Raw genomic sequence first — 21,137 nt, 5'->3', positions numbered from 1 at the left:
CCGATGAAGCCAATGTCGATCAACCGCGCTCGATGAGAATGATGAAAACGATGCGTCAAAAGGTGAGAAAGCAGCGGGTGAGGAGGTTAATCGGCCGATGGAAGTTATTTGCGCCTATCGGCCACGCTGGTTCATCCAGGGCGCGATAAACGAACAAAATGCCGGAACCCGCAGCGCCACCCGCGAATAATAAAGTTTTGCCAACTCTTTCCGTGCGACAGGGGAGTATGAAGCCGCTCGGGAAATTGTTTGGAGCTGCCCTGCGCTGGATGGGGCTGGCGCTGATCGTTCTCGCGACTTGCTGGGGCATTCCGGCGCGCGCCGAGACGATGAACGTCAAGCCGGCGCTATGCCATGCGGTGACGGATCGTCAGCAACGCGATGATATGCTCGCTTCATTGCGGTTTTCCTGTGCCGGAACGCCGCAGGGTTATCAGCAGAGCAGCCTGTGGCTGACCCTCCCGTCGAATCGTCTGCCTGTCGATCGCGCGAGCCTCGCGCTGATGGTGCATCAGTCGCGTTTCGATCGGCTGGCGGTCGCCTTTTCTTACGCTGATGGCGTTGTGAAATGGCAGGAAGTACGCGGCGGCCACTTTGGAGCGCATTGGCGCGCGGCCGGCCAGATCGTGTTCGAGGCGCCGGATCATGATGCGCCACTCACCGGCGTGACCATGCGGTTCGATCACTTCGCCGATTATGGCCTTTTGCATGCCCGCCTGATGCCAAAGGCGATGAGCACGGTACATTCCACCGCGCTGGCTGCGGCCGTGGCGGCGGCGTTGACGCTTTTGCTGATTGGCAGCTGCTACACCTTCTCGCTCGCGCTGGCCGTCCGCCGCGAATATCTCGCATGGCACGGCGCCTGGGCCGCCTGCATGTTTCTATGGGGCGTGATCTGGTCGCAACTGCATCTTCTGGTCGTGCCGGGCATGGCGGGAAGTGTTTCCGCGCAGACCTGCACCTTCCTTTCCTGCCTTGCCATCACGTTGGGGACGGTGAGTGCCGTTACCGCACTTGCGCCGGACGTCGTGCCGCGCTGGGCGAAGATCGGCACGCTTGCGCTGGGGACAATGGTCGCACTGTTGGGGGGTGCCGCTGGCGCTCATCCGCGGCGCAGGCCTGATGGAACTCAACACGATACTCGGCTTCCTCATTCTGGCCGATCTGCTGGCCGTTGCCCTTTGCCTCGGTTGCGCGTGGCGACGTGGGGAGGCGAAGGCGCGTGATTTCGCGGGGGCATGGTTCGTGCCGATGGCGACGCTGGCATTCATCCAGCTGGTCGACGTTGACGACGGTTTTTGGGGCGGCGGCTCGAAATTGCTGATCCTGCTGGCGGCGACATGGCAGACGCTATGGTTGTCCGGGGCTGCGACGCGCCGGCTGGGGCGGTTGCGCATCGAGCGCGATCGCGCGCGCGCCGCCGAAATTCAGGCCCGCGAACTTGCCCGGCGCGATGCGTTGACGGGTCTGCGCAACCGTCGCGGTTTCGTCGAAAGCGTGGCGCCGTTGCTCGTTCACGCAGAGGAGAACGGGCTGCCGGCTGCATTCCTGCTCGTCGATATCGATCGGTTCAAGGCGATCAATGACGTATATGGGCACAATGCCGGTGACGCGGTGCTGAGGCAGGTGGGGCGGCGGATCGCTGCATGGGAGGGCGCTATGTGCACGGTCGGGCGCATCGGCGGCGAGGAATTCGGCTTGTTTACCATCGGCCTGGAGGGTGTCGTCCTCCGGCGATTTGCCGAAAGCGTACGCCTGGGGATCGCGGCATGCGATCATCGCGATGCAATCGGGGCGCAATCGGTTACCGCCAGTATCGGTGTCGCCGAGACGGCTCGGGCAACGGATTTTCAGCGCCTGTTCAAGCTTGCGGACGAAGCGCTTTATGATGCCAAGCGGCTCGGTCGCGATCAGGTCGCGTCACGCCGGGAGGAAGCGGCAAAAGCTCCTCCGGCCGAGCCGAGGGGCCGTTCCGAGCGCCCGGCGAGCAGGAGTGGCCGATAAGGCGGATATCGCGCGGGACCGCCCCGGTTTTCAGGCCGGCTTGGTTTGGCGAATTCGGGCATAGCAGTTCAAGCCGCGCCTCACTCAGTTTCGCGCACGCGGCCGAAGCCGCAACGCCTTTTCAGCGATTCCGCGCATCACGATGTAGCCGGCCTGGTTGGGATGCACGCCATCTTCGGACCATTCGGCGCGGAACCCATGCTTCGCGTCCTGTAACGCGCTATAATAATCGATGTAGGTCAGCTTTTCGCGGCGGGCGTAATCGGCCAGCCACGCGTTGAGCGCGCGGATGTCATCCACCGGATTCACGCCGGGCCGCCAGTCGAACCGAGCCGCGGGCGGCACCGAGGCGAGCACCACGCGGATATTGTGCGCGCGCGCCAGCTCGCTCATCGAACGGATGTTGCCCTCTATCGCCGCCAGAGTCGTTGGGCCGGTATTGCCGGCGATGTCGTTGGTGCCGGCCATGATGTGCACGGTGGCTGGCTTCAGGTCGATCACGTCGGCGCGGAAGCGGGCGATCATCTGGAGCGTGGTCTGGCCACTGACTCCACGGTCGATGCGATCGGCGGTGAAGAAATCCGGATCCTCGCGCTGCCACAATTCGGTGATCGAATCGCCGAAGAAAATGATGCGGTCCTTGCTTGCCGGCGGCAGCGCGGCATTCTCGGCATGATAGCGGCACAGGCCGGCGAAGTCGCTGGCACGCAATTGATCCTGCCAGCGCTGATAGATCGCCATGCCGTCGGCGCTGGCCGGGGGCGGGGGTTGGTTCGCCGCTTTCGCACGGGCATAACGCGCCATATAGTCGGCGACGACCGCCGGGATCGGGGGCAGGGCGGTGCAAGGATCGGCGAGCACGCCGACCATCGGCTGCGGTGCGGTGGGCGCGCCCTGCGCGCCAAGCGCCATTGCCGCGATCAACGTGCCGATCATTGCCTCATCCCCTGCAGATAGCGGTAATTGCGCTTGAGCAGATCCAGCGCCGCCGCCGGGTCGATCCCCTCTTGCTCGATAAAGGCGTAAGGCACGCGCGCGCGTTCCAGCGCGGTGATGATCGGGCGCCATTTAATCGATCCCTCGCCGGCCGGGGCGGACGCCGGCATATCGTCGAGCGACGGCGTATAGGGCGCACGCCAGTCCTTCACATGCGCCAGCCGCGTCCGCCCGCCGGGCGCGAGATAGGGCATGGGGTCGATGCCCGCGGCGATCGTATTGCCGATATCAAGCTGGAGCGCGACGAGCGCCGGATCGGTTTGTTCGAGAATGAGATCCAGCCCGTAGCGACCGTCATAGCGGCGGAAATCGAAGCCGTGGCTGTGATAGGCGAAGCGCATTCCTGCCGCCTTCACGCGCTCACCGATCCGGTTGAAGCGTTCCGCCGTCGCCTTCAGGTCGTCGGCGGTGATGCGGTGCGTCGCGGCGCGGAAGCTCGCTTCGGTGAAGGGCAACGTCAGCCCCGGCAGGCGAGGCACCGCCGCGACGAGCCATTCGAGCCCGAGCGCCCCGCCGAAATCGATCGCGGCGGCAATCTGCTCGTCGCGCATGTCGGGATAGAGGCTGTGCGCGCCGATCGCGGTGAGGTCGTTCGCCTTCAGCAGCGCGCGCCACTGCGCCGGCGTGCGATCATGATAACCGGCGAATTCGACGTGGCGGATGCCGATCCGGGCGATCGCCGCCAGCGTGGCTTCTGCATCCTTCGCCAGAAGCTCGCGGAGCATATAGAGTTGAACGCCGATGACGGGGCGTCCCGGTCGCGGTGCGGCAATCGCGACGTCGCCCGATCCGATAGCCGCAGCAACGGTTGCCGCGCCGGCGAGCCGCAGGATGTTACGCCGGTCGATCATCGCGCATCTCTCCGTTGTTTATTCCTGCAACGAGATCGGGCCGGATTCTCATCCGGCCCGAGAGGGGATTTAGAAGCGGAAGGTTGCCGTCCCGCCGATCGTGCGGAACGCATCCGGGCTGACGATCTTCGAATATCCGCCGGGGTTAATCACGACTGGCGCCGCATATGCCGCATAGAAATGCTTGTTGAGCAGATTGCGGGCATAGATGCCGATGCGCCATGCCCCGTCACTCGCGCCGACGCCGATCGTGCCGTTGAGCAGGCCGTAAGGCGCGATCTCGGATTTCGGATCGCCCAGCACCGCCTGCGTCTTGTCGCGCCACGCCCAATTGGCATTGGCGTCGAGCGTCAGATCGTTCGCCAGCGGTTGATTGAAATCGGCGCGCAGCGTGTAAGACCATTCGGGCGCATTGGGCAGGCGATAGCCAGCGTAATTGGCGACATTGGCCTTGGTCGCCGGGTCGACATAGCAACCCACGCCGACGACGGACGAGGCGGGCTGACCCGGATAACAGGTGCCGAGATATTCGCGGAACGTGGCGTCGCTATACGAGCCGTTCGCCGACAGCCGCAGACGCGGGGAAACGCGCAGGCTGGTTTCCACTTCCACGCCACGCGCGCGCATTGCGCCCGCATTGGACAGATAGAATGCCGGTGGCGTGACGCTGGTGTCGAACGTCTGCGCCTGGAAATTGGTGAAATCCGACCAGTAAAGCGAGGTGTTGAAGGTCAGCGTGCCACCGAGCAATGTCGATTTCAGGCCGATTTCGTAGCTCTTGACCGTTTCCGGCTTCACTTCGTGGATCTTGCCGGTGGTGCCGTCGATCGCGGGGCCCTTATAGCCCGTCGACCAGGTGGCATAGAACATCACGTTACGGCTCGGCTCGACCTGAAGGCCGACCTTGCCCGACACATTGTCAGCACGCACAGTGCCCGAATAATTGGGGAGCAGACCGGATACGATTGCCGGGAACGGCAGCGGTGTGACCACCAGTTCGCCGTGATTGCGATCGTTGGTGTAACGCAGGCCGCCGATCAGCTTCACGCCATCGACCAGCTTGTACGTCGCCTGACCAAATGCCGCGAGGCTGCGGACATTGTTGACGGCATCGCGCCGCCCGCCGCCGAGCACGATCGGCACGCCATATGCGCCGTAGAAATTGCCGTATTGGGCCGTCCAGCCACCGTTGGAGGTGTGATAATAAAACAGGCCGGCGGTATATTCGAGCGGCTTGCCCGATGGCGAGGTGAGGCGCAGTTCCTGGGTGAACTGGTTGCTGTCGATGCCGCCATCGCTGTGATTGAAGATATTGGCCGGCGAACCGTCGATATCGGTGAGCTGCGTCGTCTTCACCGCGCGATAGGCGGTGATCGAGGTAAGCGTGAAATCGCCGAGCCGGTAATCCGCCTGCAACGAGCTGCCCCACAGGCGTGTGTTCGCCGTCCAGTCGCCGTCATTATAGGCGATATAGACATTGTGGCCGGGCTTCACCGGGAAACGGTTGAAGGTCGAATTGTACAGCGCACTGGTGCCGAGCGATTCGATCAACTGGCCATCGCGGGCGAAGCCGGTCTGATATTCACCGGTCAGCAGAAGCGACAGATTCTCCGTCGGCTCCCACAGCAATTTGCCACGGATGCCATAGTTGCTGCGATCGCCGACGTGCGTCCCGTTGACGACATTGGGGATCGCGCCTTCCTGTGAATTGTGAAAAGCGGAAACGCGCAGCGCGACGTTGCTGCCCAGCGGCACGTTGGCGGTGGCGCGCTGAAGCTGATCGTTGCGCTCGCCGAGCGACAGGTCGAGATCGAGCGAACTGACGCCAAGCTGCGGCTTCTTCGTGATGATCTGGATCACACCGGCCGAGGAATTCTTGCCGAACAACGTGCCCTGCGGACCGCGCAATACCTCCACACGCTCAATATCGGCGAAGCCGGTGGCGCCGGGATCGCGCGACAGGCCAATCACCACGCCATCGACGACCAGACCGACGGTCTGCTCGACGCCGCTGTCATAGGTCTGCGTGCCGATGCCGCGAATCTGATAGCCGCCGCCATTGGAAACCGGGTTGGTGGCCGAGAAGGTGACGTTGGGCGCGAGATACTGGATGTCGGAGACTTCGCGATACGCCGATTTCGCGAGATCCTGACCGGACACCGCCGTCACCGCGACCGGCACATCCTGAAGGCGTTCCTCGCGGCGGGTCGCGGTGACGATGATGTCGTCCGGATTCTGCGTTGCGACCGCAGCCTGCGGCTGATCGGCGGCGGTTGCCGCGTCCGCCAGAGCCGGCGAGGCCGTCGTTACGAATGCCGCTGCCGTGCCGAGCAAGGCGATCCTCAACATGCGCATTTCCATTTTACCCCTTCATCCTCCCCACCGGAGCGCGCGACCCGATCGGTCGCTTTCGCAATGGGAGATCGTAAGGGTGCAACTTACGATCAGTCAAGCCCGTTTGTTTATTGACCGCGGAGGAGCAATCGCGCTAGCTGGGCAGACACGATGCGCTATGCATGCCGCGGTGGCGGACGTGCCGGCACGGATCGGAGGATTGGATGACGGAAGCTCGAGTTCGGCGAACGCAGGCGGAGCGAAGCGCCGGCACGCGTTCCGCGTTGCTCGCCGCCGCGATCCGGACGCTGCATGAGCATGGCTATGGCGCGACGACGACGATGCTGGTCGCCGAGCAGGCGGGCGTCAGCCGTGGCGCGATGCTGCACCAATTCAGGACCAAGGCCGATCTGATGACCTTCGTGGTCGAGGAAGTCTATGCCGAGGAACTGGAGCGTTATGCCGAACGCTTCCGCGTAATGAGTGGCCCGCGGGAGATCGTTCTCGCCTATCCCGAAGTGGTGTGGGAAGTGCTCAGCCGCCCGTCCGGCGTTGCGGTGCTAGAAATCCTTCAGGGATCGCGCAGCGATCGCGTGCTCGCCGAAAAGCTCGCCCCGATTCAGGCGCGGATCGAAAATGACGCGCTGGCTTACGTGCGCAATACGACGGGCGTTTCAAGCACGTCGCTTGCGTTCATGCGGCTGATCGTCTGGTCGGTGCGCGGCCTGTCGATCGCCAGCGTCCTCACGCCCGAGCCCGGGCAAATACAAGAATCCGTCCGCCTGCTGCGGGGCCTTATCAAGGCCGGCATCAAAACCGGGATGCTGCCGGTGGGTGACGATGTTGCGGCCCCGGCGATCGGCGCCCCCGCTCAATCGAAAGGAACAATGCCGTGATCCGCTTGTCGTCAGTCGCGCTGGCGGCGCTCGTCATCGCCACCCCCAGCCTCACAAGCGCAAAGGAGCGAGCCGTTTCCACCATGCCAACTGCTGCAGACGCCCGTGCGGAAAAGCTCGTCGATGCGATGACGCTGGAAGAACAGCTCTCGCTGCTGAAGTCGAAATCGGGTGGTAGCCTGCTCGATCTCGGGGTGCCGCTGCCGTCATTCATTCCAGAGGCGATGCGTACCGCGAAGCCGAAGGGGGCGATTGGCACGGCCGGTTTCGTTGCCGGGATCGATCGGGTCGGTTTCCCCACGCTGCAACTGGCGGACGCCAGTCTGGGCATCGCCGACATCGGCTATCTGCGGCCCGGCGATCACGCAACTGCGCTGCCCTCCACCCTGTCGCTCGCGGCGAGCTTCGACCCGGCGATGGCGCGCGTGGCCGGCGATATCGTCGGCGCGGAGGCGTTCGCCAAGGGCATCAACGTTCAGCTCGCCGGCGGCGTGAATCTGGCGCGCGAGCCGCGTAACGGGCGCAACTTCGAATATCTCGGCGAGGATCCGCTGCTGGCGGGCACGCTGGTGGGCGAGCAGATCGCGGGCATTCAGGCGCATCACGTCGCCTCGACGATCAAGCATTTCGCGGCGAACAGCCAGGAGAGCGGCCGTTTCGTCTATGATGTGGAGGCCTCGGATGCGGCGTTGCGCGAATCCGATCTGCTGGCATTCGAGATCGGCATCAAGCGCGGCAAGCCCGCTTCGGTGATGTGCGCCTATAATCGCATTGGCGGCAAATATGCGTGCGAAAGCGATTATCTGCTGAAGCATGTGCTGCGCGGCGATTGGAACTATCGCGGCTGGGTGATGTCCGATTGGGGCGCGGTGACCAGCCTCAAGCCGTCGATCGACGCCGGGCTGGATCAGCAGTCGCCGCAGGACGAGGATTATTTCGGCCGCATCCCGGCCGCGATCGAAAAGGGTGAGGTCAGCCGCGCACAGGTGCGCGAGATGGCGCTGCGTATCATACGCTCGATGATCGCGGTCGGCGCGCTCGATAACGTCGCCCGGCCCGGTGGCGCGATCGATCAGGCCGCGCATGCCGCGCGCGCGCAGGCAATGGCCGAGGCGGGCATGGTGCTGCTCAAGAACGATGGCCTGCTGCCGATCGCCGCCACCGCCAAGACGATTGCGGTGATCGGCCGTCATGCCGACAAGGGCGTGCTCGCCGGCGGCGGATCGTCGCAGGTGATCCCTTATGGCGGCGTCTATCGCGACGTACCGGAAGGCACGCATGCACTGCTCGCGCTGATGGCGCCGTCCTATGGCCTGTCCTCACCGCTCAAGGCGCTGCAGGCGGCGCTGCCGAACGCGACGATCGTGTTCGACGATGGCTCCGATCCCGCGCGCGCCGCAGCCGTCGCGGGCAAGGCCGATGTCGCCTTCGTCTTTGCGGTCAAACCGGAGATGGAGGGGATCGACAGCGCCGATCTGTCACTGCCTTACGGGCAGGATGCGATGATCGCGGCGGTCGCGGGGGCAAACCCGCGCACCGGGGTGGTGCTCGAAACCGGTAATCCGGTGGTGATGCCGTGGCTCGGCAAGGTGGGGGCGGTGCTCGCGGCGTGGTTCCCCGGCCAGCGTGGCGGCGAGGCGATCGCCGCGATCCTGTCGGGCGCGTCGGCGCCCTCGGGCCGATTGCCGCTGACCTTCCCGGCATCGACCGCGCAACTCCCCTATCCACAGCAGGTGGGTTATGATCCCGCCAAGCAGCGCGCGCTCGGGATCGGGGTCAAATATGATCCGTTCACGATCGACTATAAGGAAGGCAGCGATGTCGGTTATCGCTGGTTTGAGCGCACCGGCGCGAAGCCGCTGTTCCCGTTCGGTTATGGCCTGACCTATACCAGCTTCGCTTATGACGGGTTGAAGCAGACCGGCGGAAAGGCGCTGACGGTCAGCGCGCGCATCACCAATACGGGCAAGCGCGAAGGCATTGAAGTGGCGCAGCTCTATGTCGCGGCGCCGGGCCGCACGCATCGCCTCGCCGGCTGGGCGAAGGTGTCGCTGAAACCGGGCGAAACGCGCGAGGTGACGATCGCCGCCGATCCGTGGCTGCTGCTCTCCTATGACGAAAAGGCGCAGCAATGGGCGCGGCCGGCGGGCGAATATCGCTTCTTTGTCGGGAAATCCGCCGGCGAACCGGAACTAACCGGCAGCGCGCGGCTCACCGCTGCGACCGAAAGCAAGCGGCGCTGAGGCGCAAGGCGGGGGAAAGACGATGAAACCTCATTGGCTGCTTGCCCCCGCGCTCGCGCTCGTCGTCGCCGCTGCGCCCGATACGGCTGGGCCGATCGTCACGACCGATACCGGGCGGGTACGCGGCGCGGTGGCGGATGGGGCGGAGGCGTTCCTCGCCATACCCTATGCGGCTCCGCCGGTCGGCGTGTTGCGCTGGCGGCCGCCGCACCGCGCGGTTGGCTGGAGCGGGCTGCACGACGCGACCGCAATCGGGCCCGATTGCGTGCAGGTGCGCGAGGCCGGCAACCCGTATGCGATGTCCGAGGATTGTCTGACGGTTAACGTATGGCGGCCGGCATCACGCCAGACGCGCGCGTTGCCGGTGGTCGTGTGGATTCATGGCGGCGGCTATGTCGCGGGCGGCAGCTCCGACCCGCAGACGCGGGGTGAAGCTTTTGCCCGCGACGGCATCATCGCCGTAACCTTCAACTATCGTCTGGGTCGGCTGGGATTCTTCGGCTTTCCCGCGCTGTCGGCCGAACATCCCGGCGAAGCGAAGGGAAATTACGGCCTGCTCGATCAGATCGCCGCGCTGCAATGGGTGAAGCGCAACATCGCGGCGTTCGGCGGCGATCCCCGGCGCGTGACGGTGATGGGCGAATCCGCCGGCGGTGAATCCGTGCTGATGCTCGCGGGATCGCCGATGGCACAGGGGCTGTTCGCGCGAGCGATCGTGCAATCCGGCGGTGGCGCGGCCCCGCTGCTCGGGCGCCGCCGCCTCAAAGAGGATGCGGCTGGTGGCGTGTCCGCTGAAAAGGCCGGGCTCGCCTTCGCCAAATCGGTGGGGATCGAGGGCGAAGACGCGACGGCGCTCGCGCGGCTGCGCGCGTTGCCAGCGGTGCGGATCAACGATGGTTTGAGCATGGTGTCGCTGGTGTTCGGCGGTCTCGCGCGATTTACCGGGCCGATCGAGGACGGCCAGTTGGTAACGGCGCAGCCCGATCGTGCCTTGCGTGCCCGGCGCGGCGCCATTCCGCTGCTGATCGGCACGACCGACGCTGATCTCGGCCTGAATCGTGCCCGGACGAAGGATGAAGCGTTTGGCGCCTTCGCCGATCCGGCTGCCGCGCGCGCCGCCTATGATCCCGATGGCCACGCCCAACTGGCCGCGCTCAATACGCTGATCGGCGCGGACCGGACGATGGCGGAGCCGGCGCGTCGCATCGCGCATATCCTGACGGAGCGCGGCGCACCGGCATGGCGTTTCCGCTTCGGCTATGTCGCGACCCCGATCCGCAACAAACCGATCCCTGGCGCGGAACATGCCAGTGACGTGGCCTATGCGTTCGGCGCGATCGGCAGCGTCTATCCGTCGGGGTTGATGCCCGCGGATGCCGAGGCGCAGCGGTTGCTCCACGGTTATTTCGCGCAATTCGTGAAGACCGGCGATCCCAATGGCACCGGCTTGCCGCGATGGCCACGCATCGGTCGCGACGGTGAGCAGTTGATGGCCTTCCGCCCGGATGCGACCGCCACCGCCGGCCCCGATCCGTGGAAAGCGCGACTCGATCTGACGGCGGGCGCCGCGACGGGACGATGACCCCGCGCGAGCGCCCGCTTTCGCCAGCGTTACTTGGCGCCCTTTGCGGCGGCGAGATCGGCTTCCACCTTCGCGATCAACTCGTCGGTGATCGCGCCGCCGGCATAGGGCTGCACCTGACGGAGGCTCATCGCCTTAATCTGCGCGAACGCGGGATGCGCCTGAAGTTCCGGCATATCCTTGTCGATCACGGCCTTGCCCGCGGGATCGGCGATAATCGTCTCGATCGGCGTGTCGCCGTTGAGGACGGTTGCGGGGGCCTTGGCGGGAGCGGGCGCAGCGGGCGGAGTTTGCGCGAAAGCGGTCATGGGAACAGCCGACAGGGCAAGCGCGGTAACGATCTTACGCATGGTCTCTCCTTGATCCGCGTCACGCCGAGGGCGTCGACGTATTTCACGGGAGCGGCATGTTGATCGGCATTTTCAAATACAGTCAATATTGATTGCAACACCGATTGGAGCGAGTGGCGTGCGAGCGATGAAATGGCGGATCTCAGGCATGTTGGCGGCCGCACTGCTGGCATCGAGCGCAATCGCGAGCCCGGTGCTGATGCCCCTCCCTCAATCGGTCGTGGCCGGGGAGGGGGTCCTGGCGCTCGATGGCATGCTGGCACCAATGTGGTTCGGGTGCGGCGATACGCGGCGACTGCGCGATGCGACGGGCCGATTGCAGGCCGATCTCGGCCGCCAGACCGGTATGACGTTCGCGGGCAAGGCGGTTCCGGTCACTATCGCCTGTGCTTCGGTGGCCGACGCGGCGGACAAGGGCGAAGGCTATCGCCTGACGGTGGCCGCCGATGGCATCCGTATCGATGCGCAGGGACCGAGCGGCGTGCTGCGCGCCTTCGCCACCTTGCGCCAGTTGGTCGCTATGTCGCCGGGCGGCGTCCGGCTCGCCGCGGTGACGATCGACGATGCGCCGCGTTTCGCGTGGCGCGGCGTGATGCTCGATACCGCGCGACATTTCCTGACGGTCGACACCATCAAGCGCCAGATCGACGCGATGGAGCGCGTGAAGCTCAACGTCCTTCACCTCCATCTCAGCGACGATCAGGGCTTTCGCATCGAGAGCCGCCGCTTCCCGTTGCTGACCGCTGGGAATGGCGGCGAATTCTATACGCAGGCGCAGATCCGCGAGATTGTCGCTTACGCTGCCGATCGCGGCGTCCGCGTCGTACCGGAAATCGATTTTCCCGCGCATACCCGTGCGATCGTTGACGCTTATCCCGCGATCGGCGTGCGGGGAAAGCCCGGCCCGCTGGGGATCGCCGATACCGCGCTGAACCCCGCGTCGCCGGAAACCTATCGCTTCCTCACTGTGCTGATCGGCGAGATGGCGGCGCTGTTTCCCGATCCGGTGTTTCACGTTGGCGGGGATGAGGTACCCAAGGGCGTATGGGATGCGGACGAGGGCGTGAAGGCGCTGATGGCGCGCGAGAGCCTCAAGGATACGCGCGCGGTGGAGCATTACTTTCACCGTCGCGTGCAGCAGATCCTGCGCCGCGCGGGCAAGACCATGTTTGGCTGGGAGGAGATCGCGACCGGCCCCGGCGTCGAAACCGATGCGATCGTGCAGGCGTGGCAAACCTCCAATGCGACGGCGGATTCGACCGCCCGGGGATATCGTACGGTGGTTTCCGCCGGATATTATCTCGATCTGCTGATGCCGGCGGATTTCCACTACGCGATCGATCCCGCCGATAGCGCGGCGGCCGGCCTGACGCCCGAATTCGCCAATGGCCTGCGCAAGGTCAGCCCGTTTCTGGAGAGCTTCGTCACGGATTCGCAAATCGCATTTCCGCGCCCGCCGCTGACGCCCGAGCAGGAAAAGCTCATCCTCGGCGGAGAGGCGCCGTTATGGGCGGAAATCGTCACCGACGAACTGGTCGATCAGCGGATGTGGCCACGCGCTGCGGCGCTTGCCGAACGCTTCTGGTCTGCCCGGAGCGTGCGTGATCCCGTCGACATGTATCGGCGGTTGGGCGAGGTCAGTGCGCTGTTGAGTGTCACCGGAACGCACGATCAGGCGAACATCGCGCGGATGGCGACACGTTTGTCGCCGAACGCGCCGGAGCCGGTTCTCACGTTGTTGTCGCTTGTCGGGCCGGTGCGCAACATGGCGCATGATCACCGTATCAAGGCGATGCTCGCCGGCAAGCGGATCGAGCAACCGCTCAACGCGCTGGCCGATGCCGCGCCCGTGGACAGCATGGCCGCGCGCCGCTTCGCCGCCGCCGCCGTGAATTACACCAAGGGTGATCGCGCCCTCGCGCCGTTGCTCATCGCCGAGCTGACGCGCTGGCGCGACAATGATGCGAGCTTCGTCGCAATCTCCGCGGGCCGGCCGCTGCTGGAGGCAGCGCGCCCGACCTCTGCGCAAATCGCGGCGCTCGCGGCTTCGGGGCTGGAGGCGGTTGCTGCGATCAAGGCCGGGAAGTCGCTTGACGCGGCGGCGATGGCGCGTGCGCGTGCGCTGCTCGACACGCTCGATCAGCAGGAGAAAGCGTCATGGCGGCCGATCGAATCCTTCCTGAAACCGCAACCGGCGGCTGATCTGATCGTGAAGATCGGGCCGGGCATTCGTACGCTGATCGAGGCGGCCGGCGCGGCGCGGTAAAGGTACGCCCGCGCCGACCGTTTCGGATCAGGCCAGCCCGCCGCGCCGCGCGATCTCGCCGAGCAGGCGCGCGGATGGCTTGGGCGTACGGCGGAAGGTCTTGTGATCGATCGAGACCAGCCCGAATTTGGGGCGATATCCGGCCATCCACTCCCAATTGTCGAGCAGCGACCAGTGGAAATAGCCGCGCAAGTCGATGCCATCGGCGAGGCAGCGCTGCACCCCGGCGATCGCGCCCTTGATATAGGCGATGCGACGTGTGTCGTCCTCGGTCGCGACGCCGTTTTCGGTGATGTAGATCGGCTTGCTCGTCTGGCCGGCGACCAGCCGGACGGTCTTTTCGACCGCATCGGGCATGAACGCATAATCCATCTGCGTCAGTTCGGTGCCCAGCGGCGGCGGCAGATCGACGTCTTTGCCGACCGCCGCGCCGGAATAGGTCTGCACCCCGATGAAATCGCCCGGTGCGGCGAGCCAGCGGTCGAGCAATTCACGCTGCTTGCGCTTCAATCCGCTATCGTCGCGATCGGCGGCATGATCGGCGGTTATCGCCAATGTCAGCCCGACCGGGAACTTGCCCCCGCCGGCGCGGATAGACTCGATCGCGGCGGCATGTGCGGCGAGGATGCCGTCGAATTGCGCCTCGCCGGCCAGCATCGGGCTGGCCCAGTTCGGCGATCCCGTCGCGGCGCCCGCCGCCTTCTGCATCGCCGCGATGAACGGGCGATATTTCTCCGCCAGGCCGCCCCAGCGCACGACTGTGGAGAGGTTCGGCTCGTTGAACGTCGCCGCGAGGTGAATCAGATCGCCCATCGCTTCGGTCACGCGGCGGCAATGCGCGGCAAAAGCCGCCACGTTCGCGGGATCGGCGAAACCGCCACTCGCGGCCACCCAGCGCGGCACCGTGAAATGGCTGAAGGTAACGGCGGCTGCCAACCCGTGTTTGTGGCACGCCTCCAGCACGCCGCGATAATAATCGAGCCCGGCGATCGAAATCTGCCCGCGCTCCGGCTCGATGCGTGACCATTCAATTGAGAAGCGGTGGCTGTTGAAGCCAAGCGACGCGGCGAGCGCGATATCATCCGCGACATATCGATAGGCGTTGCAGGCATCGCCCGAGGGCTCGGTGAAGATGGTGGGCTTCAGATGCTCCACCACCCACAGGTCGCTGGCGTAATTGCCGCCCTCGATCTGATAGGCAGCGCCGGCCGTGCCCCATAAGAAGCCTTTCGGTGGCCGGGCAGTGGCGCGCGGGGCGGCGATGGCCTGCTCCGTCCCGACAATGGCGCCGACGGCCGCCGCCGACAGCAGAAATTCACGGCGCTTCATCACTTTCTCCTGGCGATGGTTCGTCACCATGTCTGGAGTGGCGGCAACTTACAGTCAATCCTGCTTGTATTATTCGGGAAGCCGCTCTGGAGGGATGTGCAAATCCGGGCCTATCGCATCCTCGAAAACTTTGCGGTACGATCCAAAGAAAACAACGGGTCGCGGGCGCAGGATGCCCGGTGGGCTCCCGCGTTCAGGCGGCGCAGCGTCGAGTAAATCCGGCGCGGTTCAGTATCATATTATTTTTAACCATTCGTTTTCGTTGATGGCCGTACGGGATCGGCTCGGCAGCGCCCGGCGGCCGCGAGAGCGGACAGGTTGTGGGGGATGGGGGACTTGAAGATGGGCGCTCTGGGGAGAATGGGCGGCGCACTTGTCGCGGTTGGCGTGATGGCCGCCGCCGGTGTCGCCAACGGCCAGTCTGGCGGCGGGAGACCGCTGCTGGAGGACAGCTTCCCCATCGGTAGTGGCGCCGGCGTTCTCTGTCAGGCGCAAAGCGCCACGGCCGATCCGGCGGCCCGAACCATGTTCGATCGTTCCTGGACGGTCGTGTGCCGCGATGCGGCGCGTCCCGTCGGGCAGGTCTATGCGTTTCGGCATGGTGCGCAGAGCGATGGCGCGGCGGTGCTCGCGCGGCTGACGGCATCGCGCAAGGAAACGGTCGATTGCAGCGCGGAAGGCGGCGCGACACTTGCCGGCGTCGGCGCGGTGCTGGTGCGGAATTGCAACGCCGCTGCGGGCGCCTATCGCATCATGCGCGTGGAGCGTGATGGAAAGCTCTATGTCGCGCAGGGCTATGCCGCTTATGCGAGCGCGCTCGATCTCGCGCTGCGCACCGTGATCGCGGGGCGGGCGGTGCCGGGGAAGGTCGACGTCGTGACGACGGGCGCGGGCAACAGTGGGACCTTCGCGCGATTGCAGGCGGCGACGCTCGATCCGCAGGCCGCGTTGGCCGAAGGCTATCGCAGCAATGCGTCAGGCAATTATGCCGAGGCGGCGGAGTTTTTCGACAGCCTGACCGATCGTCTCGCCCGGTCGCCCGATGCCGCCGGCCTCACCGCGACCGAACGTGCGAACCGCGCGCACGAGTATCTCGTCAACCACGCCCTGCAGCTTTCCAATCTTGGGCAATGGGATCAGGCCGACGCAGCATTTGCGCGCGCGCGCCGGATCGTGACGAGCGATCCCGTGCAACTCCGCCTGCGCCGCAATTTCGAGGCGATGCACCACATCAACGAGCAGGATTTCCGTGGCGCGCTGGCGATCCTCGATCAGCCGCTGGCGACTGGCGCGGGGCTGGCGGAGATAAGTGACGCGGGCGTGGCGTTGTCGCCCGAAGTCGTGGCCGAGCTGAACAGCGGCGTGCCGGAGATGAAGGCGCTTGGCGTGCGTCAGGATACGCGGCTCACCCCCCGCGAGCGCGCCGCGATCATCGACGCACAGGCGCAGCAATTGCGCGGCACGATCCTGCGCCTGACGGGGCAGCCAGCCGCCGCGCGCGCGGTGCTGACGGCGGCGCTCGCCGATGCGATCGCGATCCGGGACGGGCGCGTGACCTCGATCACGCGATTGCGCGCGCAATTGCTCGGCGAAATCGCGCTCGGCTGGGAGGCGGAGGGGAATTTCGGTCAGGCGGAATCGCTGCTTCGGCAGGCCCTCGCGTTGATCGCGACGCAATATCCCGAAACCGCCGCGTTGAACGGCGCGCGCGCGCGTCTCGGCGCCTTTCTGGTGCGGCGCGGTCGGACCGAGGATGCGCTGAGCACTTATGGCGCGATCTTCGCATCGACCGCCGCCAATCATGGTTCGCTGACGGGCATGGCGAACCAGCTGCAACCCTATTTCACCGTGCTCGCCCGCGAGATTCCGCGGCGCCCCGCGCTGGCGGGCGATCTGTTCACGGCGTCTCAGATGCTGGTGCGGCCGGGCGCGGCGGACACGCTGGAGTTGCTCACTCGCGAATTGTCCGCCGGCGATGGCGAAGGCGCGCGTCTGTTCCGCCAATCGGTGTCACTGTCGCGCGATATCGAGCGGCAACGGATAGTGCTGGCGCAGCTTATGCAGGCGGCGGGGGAAAATCCGTCGCTGCGTTCGCAGATCGCCGATCAGCAGGCCGCGATCGACGCGCTGGCCGCATCGCAGGCGGAGACGCTCGCCGCGCTGGAGCCCTATCCGCAGTTTCGCGCGATCAGCCCCCGGATCGTCTCGCTGGCGGAGATGCAGGCGACGCTCAAGCCGGGCGAGGGCTATTTCAAGCTCGCCCAGCTTGGTGACGCTTATTACGGCATCTGGATCGATGCGCAGGGAGCGACCGGCTACCAGCTCGACGCGAAGGCCGCAGACGTCGCGCGGAAGGTGGCGATGCTGCGCGATACGATCTCGACCGAGGTCAACAATGTTCAGACCACGTACGCGCTCGACGTGCCGACCGCGCGCGCTCTCTACCTTGATCTGTTCGCGCCGATCGACGCCCGGCTGGCGGGCGTGCGGCATCTGATCTTCGAGCCGGATGGGGCGATGCTGCAATTGCCGGTCACCTTGCTGGTGGCCGATCAGTCGGGGGTCGATGCCTATGAGCGGCGCATCGCGCAGCCCGGGGGCGATGAGTTCGATTTCCGGGGCGTCGGCTGGCTGGGGCGCAATCATGCGGTGAGCACCGCGCTGTCGGCGCGCGCGTTCCGCGATGCGCGCGCGGCGGCGGCGTCCACCGCGCCGCACAGCTATATCGGCTTTGGCGACAACGCGCCGGTTGGGCGCGTCGTGAAGGCGGCGTTCACGCGCGGCGCACTGTCGGGCGAAGCGGGCATGGACTGCGGCTGGCCGGCGGCGCAGTGGAACAGCCCGATCCCTGGCACCGAGTTGCAAGAGGCGGCGCAGGCGATCGGCGGCACCGGCACCGCGCTGATGACCGGCGCGGACTTCACCGATGATGCGGTGCTGGCGCGCACCGACCTCAACCAGTTCCGCATCCTGCACTTCGCCACCCACGGGCTGGTCACGCCGCCGCGCGCGGGTTGCCCTGCGCGCCCGGCGCTGCTCACCAGCTTTGCCAATAGCCCGACCTCGGACGGGATGCTTCAGTTCGGCGAGATTTTCGACATGCGGCTCAATGCCGATCTCGTCATCCTCTCCGCGTGCGATACCGCGGCCGAGGCGGGTGCCGAGGCGACCCGCGCCACCGGGCTTTCGGGCGGCGGCGGCACTTTCGACGGGCTGGTGCGCGCGTTCATCGGTGCGGGCAGCCGATCGGTGATCGCCAGCCACTGGCCGGCGCCAGAGACCTATCACGCAACCGAGCGGCTGATGGCGGGATTGTTCGCCGCCGGATCGGAGCGCCCGATCGCGGAGGCGCTGCGTGAGGCGCAGGTGCGCCTGATGGACGATGCGGATACCTCGCACCCCTTCTATTGGGCGGGGTTCGCGATCGTTGGTGACGGCGGTCGTCCGCTGATCGCCGGACACTGATCGCGATGTTGAAGCGTGGCCTGTTCCGCCGGGGGATACGCGTCGTGCGCGACGCGGGCCGCTGGCGGCTTGTGGCCACGGCGCTGATGCTCGCGCTTGCGACGTTCATCGCGGGATGGGATTGGAGTAAGCCGATCGGCAGCGGGGTGGCGCAGCGCGAAATCCCCACCGCCGATGCCGAGCGCGGCCTTTACGACTGGCGCGCCGCCACCTTCGCGCCACGCGTGCCGCAGGATCAGCGCCTGCTGATGGTGACGTATGACGATCAGACGCTGATCGCGACCCGCAAGCGTTCACCGCTCGATCGCGGGCTGCTCGCGCGGGCGTTGCGCAACTTGGATGCGATGGGCGCGCGCTCGATCGGGATCGATATCCTGTTCGATCAGCCACAGGATGAGGATGGCGAGCTGCTTGCCGCCCTCCACACCATGCGCACGCCGGTGTGGCTCGGCTATGCCAACCTCGGCGACAATCGCGAACAGATCATCTTCGAGCAGCAGCGCTTTCTCGATGATTTCATCCGGCAGGCGCGGACGGACCGGGTGCGCCCGGCGAGCATCCGGCTGGAGAACGATTCGGACAATGTCGCGCGCAGCTGGCCGCATCCCGTGCCGGGACAGCCGCCGTTGCTGACGCTGGCGATGCAGCCGGCGGCCGCGTTTCACGATTATCGCGGCGCGATCCGCTATCGCTTGCCGCGGCCGCAGACCGACGGAGCGGAAGAGCCCGTGATCCCGAGCCTGCAGATCGATCTGCTCGCCGATCCGGCGATGGCCGCTCCGCTTGCGCCGATGGTGCGTGGGCGGCATGTGCTGATCGGCGGCGACATCGTCGATATCGATCAGTTCGAGACGCCGCTTTCCGGGCGGAGCGCGCGATCGACGATGATCGGGCTGGAGGTGCACGGCACGATGCTCGCGCAGGTGCTGGACAGCGCGGCGTTGCCCACCGTTCCGGGATGGACGCGGTGGGCAGGGGCGGCGCTCGTTGTGTTCGCCGCCGCGTTCACCAGCCTTGCTGCGCAGCGTTCGTTGTGGCTGGTGCCGGTGTTTGCGCTGCAGGCGGGGGCGATCGCGGGCGTGCCGCTGGCATTGCAGGCGAACGGTTGGGACACCAAGGGCCTGCCCGCCGCCGGATGGGCGATTGGCTGGGTGTTCGCCTTCACCGCCATCGGTGTGGCGGCGCGTGCGGTGACATCGCAACAGCGGCGCTTCGCCCAGTCCGCGCTCGGCAAATATCTGCCGCGCGATATCGCGGCGCAGATTCTGGAGGAGCCCGAGAAGCTGGCGCTCCATGGCGAGAAGCGCGCGATCTTCACCTTGTTCACGGATCTTGAGGGCTTCACCAAGCTGAGCCACGCGATCGCGCCGGAAATGGTCGCGCAATTGCTCAACCGTTATCTCGACATGCTGAGCGATGTGGTGCTCGCGCATGGCGGGACGATCGACAAATTCGTCGGCGATGCAGTGGTGGCGTTCTGGGGCGCGCCGATCGCGCGTGACGATGACGGGCGCAACGCCGCGCTCGCGGCTTATGCGATGTGGCACGCGGGCGAGGTGTTTCGCCGCGATCTGCCGCCGGGCGTGCCGCCGATCGGGCGCACCCGCGTCGGGCTGCACCACGGCGATGCGATCGTCGGCAATTTCGGCGGCGAGGGGCGCATCCAATATACCGCGCTGGGCGACAGCATGAACACCGCCGCGCGCCTCGAATCCGCCAACAAGCCGCTGTCGAGCAACATTCTGGTCAGCCGTGAGGCGATGATCCTTTCGGGGCTGGACTGGTGGCGCCCGATGGGGCGCGTCCGGTTGCGCGGACGCCAGACCCCGGTCGACGTGTTCGCGCCCGCGCCGGATTTCCCGGCGGAGGAGCGCGCCGCGCTTGTGGAGATCGTTGCTACGCTCAACGAGGGCGAAGCCGCAGGCCGCGCCGACGCGCTTGCCCAATTGAGGGCGATGACGCTGCGCCATCCGGGCGACGAGCCACTCGCCAACCTGCTTCACCGATACGAACATATGAAGGGAGATGCATATGACCTGGGATAAGAGCGCGCTGGCGGCACTGGCCGTTGTGGGGCTTGGCGCGGGCATTGTCGTCGCCGGCACGGCCTCGGCGGATACGATCGTCGTTCGCGCATCCGGCCCGTCCGCCAAAGTGTATCCGATCGGGCGCAAGCTCGCCGGAAATGCATCGGTCGCGCTTCAGGCGGGGGATGTGGTGACGCTGCTCGATCCCAAGGGCACCCGCACCCTGCGTGGCCCAGGCAATTTCAGTGTGACCGGCGCCAGCGCCGCGCCCACGGGGGGGCTGGCGCTCGCGGCATTGCTGGATACCAAACCGGTGCGCCGCGCGCGGACCGGGGCCGTGCGCGGCACGATCGCGGATGCGTCCGCCACGCCGCCGCGTCGCCCCAATTTGTGGCTGGTCGATATCGCCAGCGCCGGCCCGCAATGCGTCGCCGATCCCGCGAACCTCCGGCTTTGGCGTGCCGATGCCGCGAAGCCCGCGACCGTGCGGATCGACGGCGATGGCGCGCAATCCGTGGTTACGTTCGCGGCGAGCGAGCCGATCGCGGTCTGGCCCGCGCGATTGCCGGTGCGCGATGGGGCGACCTATCGTCTGAACGACGGCACGCGCACCACGGAGATCCGCTTTGCGCTGGTCGACGGCAAGGGGGCGGCGACGGACGATGTCGCGTCCAGTCTGATCGCGCACCAGTGCAACGCGCAGCTTGATGTGTTGGTCGAAACCGCCTCGCGCGGGCGGGAGTGATCGTGGCGGCGTTGCTTGCCGTGGATCGTGAGCGCTGATAGCTCCGGAC

General features: G+C 66.1%; 14 protein-coding genes. 9 read left to right on the top strand and 5 right to left on the bottom strand.

The features are described 5' to 3' along the window. The first annotated feature begins 227 nt into the window (after positions 1-227). Together P0Y64_04295 and P0Y64_04290 are read left to right on the top strand one after the other, a co-directional pair. Positions 228-1,226: a hypothetical protein gene (locus P0Y64_04295; GenBank protein WEK44059.1), complete on the top strand. Its 999-nt coding sequence runs from the start codon at positions 228-230 to the stop codon at positions 1,224-1,226. Beyond that, a complete protein-coding gene (locus P0Y64_04290; GenBank protein WEK44058.1) occupies positions 1,123-2,004 on the top strand; it encodes a GGDEF domain-containing protein in 882 nt (293 codons plus the stop codon). The genes P0Y64_04295 and P0Y64_04290 overlap by 104 nt, the downstream gene beginning before the upstream one ends. Positions 2,005-2,088: 84 nt before the next feature. On the opposite strand, the gene P0Y64_04285 is transcribed toward P0Y64_04290, so the two are convergent. The 3 genes from P0Y64_04285 to P0Y64_04275 form a co-directional block, all read right to left on the bottom strand. Beyond that, complete coding sequence (locus P0Y64_04285) at positions 2,089-2,940, bottom strand: GDSL-type esterase/lipase family protein (protein ID WEK44057.1); 852 nt, start codon at positions 2,938-2,940, stop codon at positions 2,089-2,091. Beyond that, positions 2,937-3,851, bottom strand: coding sequence for a sugar phosphate isomerase/epimerase (locus tag P0Y64_04280; protein WEK44056.1), 915 nt, complete (start codon positions 3,849-3,851; stop codon positions 2,937-2,939). The genes P0Y64_04285 and P0Y64_04280 overlap by 4 nt, the downstream gene beginning before the upstream one ends. A gap of 69 nt (positions 3,852-3,920) precedes the next feature. After that, positions 3,921-6,200 (bottom strand): TonB-dependent receptor, encoded by a 2,280-nt coding sequence (locus P0Y64_04275; GenBank protein ID WEK44055.1) that lies wholly within the window; start codon positions 6,198-6,200, stop codon positions 3,921-3,923. 209 nt (positions 6,201-6,409) lie between these two features. On the opposite strand from P0Y64_04275, the gene P0Y64_04270 reads away from it, so the two are divergent. The 3 genes from P0Y64_04270 to P0Y64_04260 are packed head-to-tail and all read left to right on the top strand — an operon-like array spanning position 6,410 to position 10,906. Beyond that, positions 6,410-7,081, top strand: coding sequence for a TetR/AcrR family transcriptional regulator (locus P0Y64_04270; GenBank protein WEK44054.1), 672 nt, complete (start codon positions 6,410-6,412; stop codon positions 7,079-7,081). Beyond that, the gene (locus tag P0Y64_04265) at positions 7,078-9,324 is read left to right on the top strand and encodes a glycoside hydrolase family 3 C-terminal domain-containing protein (protein WEK44053.1); all 2,247 of its coding nucleotides are present in this window, start codon (positions 7,078-7,080) and stop codon (positions 9,322-9,324) included. The genes P0Y64_04270 and P0Y64_04265 overlap by 4 nt, the downstream gene beginning before the upstream one ends. 22 nt (positions 9,325-9,346) lie before the next feature. Continuing rightward, positions 9,347-10,906 (top strand): carboxylesterase family protein, encoded by a 1,560-nt coding sequence (locus tag P0Y64_04260; GenBank protein ID WEK44052.1) that lies wholly within the window; start codon positions 9,347-9,349, stop codon positions 10,904-10,906. Positions 10,907-10,935: 29 nt separating this feature from the next. Here the strand turns inward: P0Y64_04260 and P0Y64_04255 are convergent, their stop codons facing one another. Next, positions 10,936-11,256 (bottom strand): hypothetical protein, encoded by a 321-nt coding sequence (locus tag P0Y64_04255; protein ID WEK44051.1) that lies wholly within the window; start codon positions 11,254-11,256, stop codon positions 10,936-10,938. A 148-nt stretch (positions 11,257-11,404) separates the two neighbouring features. On the opposite strand from P0Y64_04255, the gene P0Y64_04250 reads away from it, so the two are divergent. Further along, positions 11,405-13,522 (top strand): family 20 glycosylhydrolase, encoded by a 2,118-nt coding sequence (locus tag P0Y64_04250; protein WEK44050.1) that lies wholly within the window; start codon positions 11,405-11,407, stop codon positions 13,520-13,522. A 27-nt stretch (positions 13,523-13,549) separates the two neighbouring features. Here P0Y64_04250 and P0Y64_04245 read toward each other — a convergent pair whose 3' ends face one another. Continuing rightward, positions 13,550-14,851, bottom strand: a complete 1,302-nt coding sequence (locus P0Y64_04245; protein ID WEK44049.1) for a family 1 glycosylhydrolase — start codon at positions 14,849-14,851, stop codon at positions 13,550-13,552. Between the two features lie 342 nt (positions 14,852-15,193). Between P0Y64_04245 and P0Y64_04240 the strand changes: the two genes are divergently transcribed. From P0Y64_04240 to P0Y64_04230, 3 genes are read left to right on the top strand one after another with little or no spacing between them, the layout of a single operon-like run. Continuing rightward, positions 15,194-18,316: a CHAT domain-containing protein gene (locus tag P0Y64_04240; GenBank protein WEK44960.1), complete on the top strand. Its 3,123-nt coding sequence runs from the start codon at positions 15,194-15,196 to the stop codon at positions 18,314-18,316. Between the two features lie 44 nt (positions 18,317-18,360). Beyond that, on the top strand, positions 18,361-20,361 hold the full coding sequence (locus P0Y64_04235) for an adenylate/guanylate cyclase domain-containing protein (GenBank protein WEK44048.1): 2,001 nt from the start codon (positions 18,361-18,363) through the stop codon (positions 20,359-20,361). Next, positions 20,348-21,088 carry a hypothetical protein gene (locus tag P0Y64_04230; protein ID WEK44047.1) on the top strand — a complete coding sequence of 247 codons (741 nt, stop codon included), beginning with the start codon at positions 20,348-20,350 and terminating at the stop codon, positions 21,086-21,088. Before P0Y64_04235 ends, P0Y64_04230 begins: the two co-directional genes overlap by 14 nt. Positions 21,089-21,137 lie beyond the last annotated feature (49 nt).

Origin of the sequence: Candidatus Sphingomonas colombiensis (assembly GCA_029202845.1) — a bacterium.
GTDB classification, from domain to species: domain Bacteria; phylum Pseudomonadota; class Alphaproteobacteria; order Sphingomonadales; family Sphingomonadaceae; genus Sphingomonas; species Sphingomonas colombiensis.
Note: the sequence above shows the minus strand (reverse complement) of the source record. Positions and strands in the feature narration are given on the sequence as shown.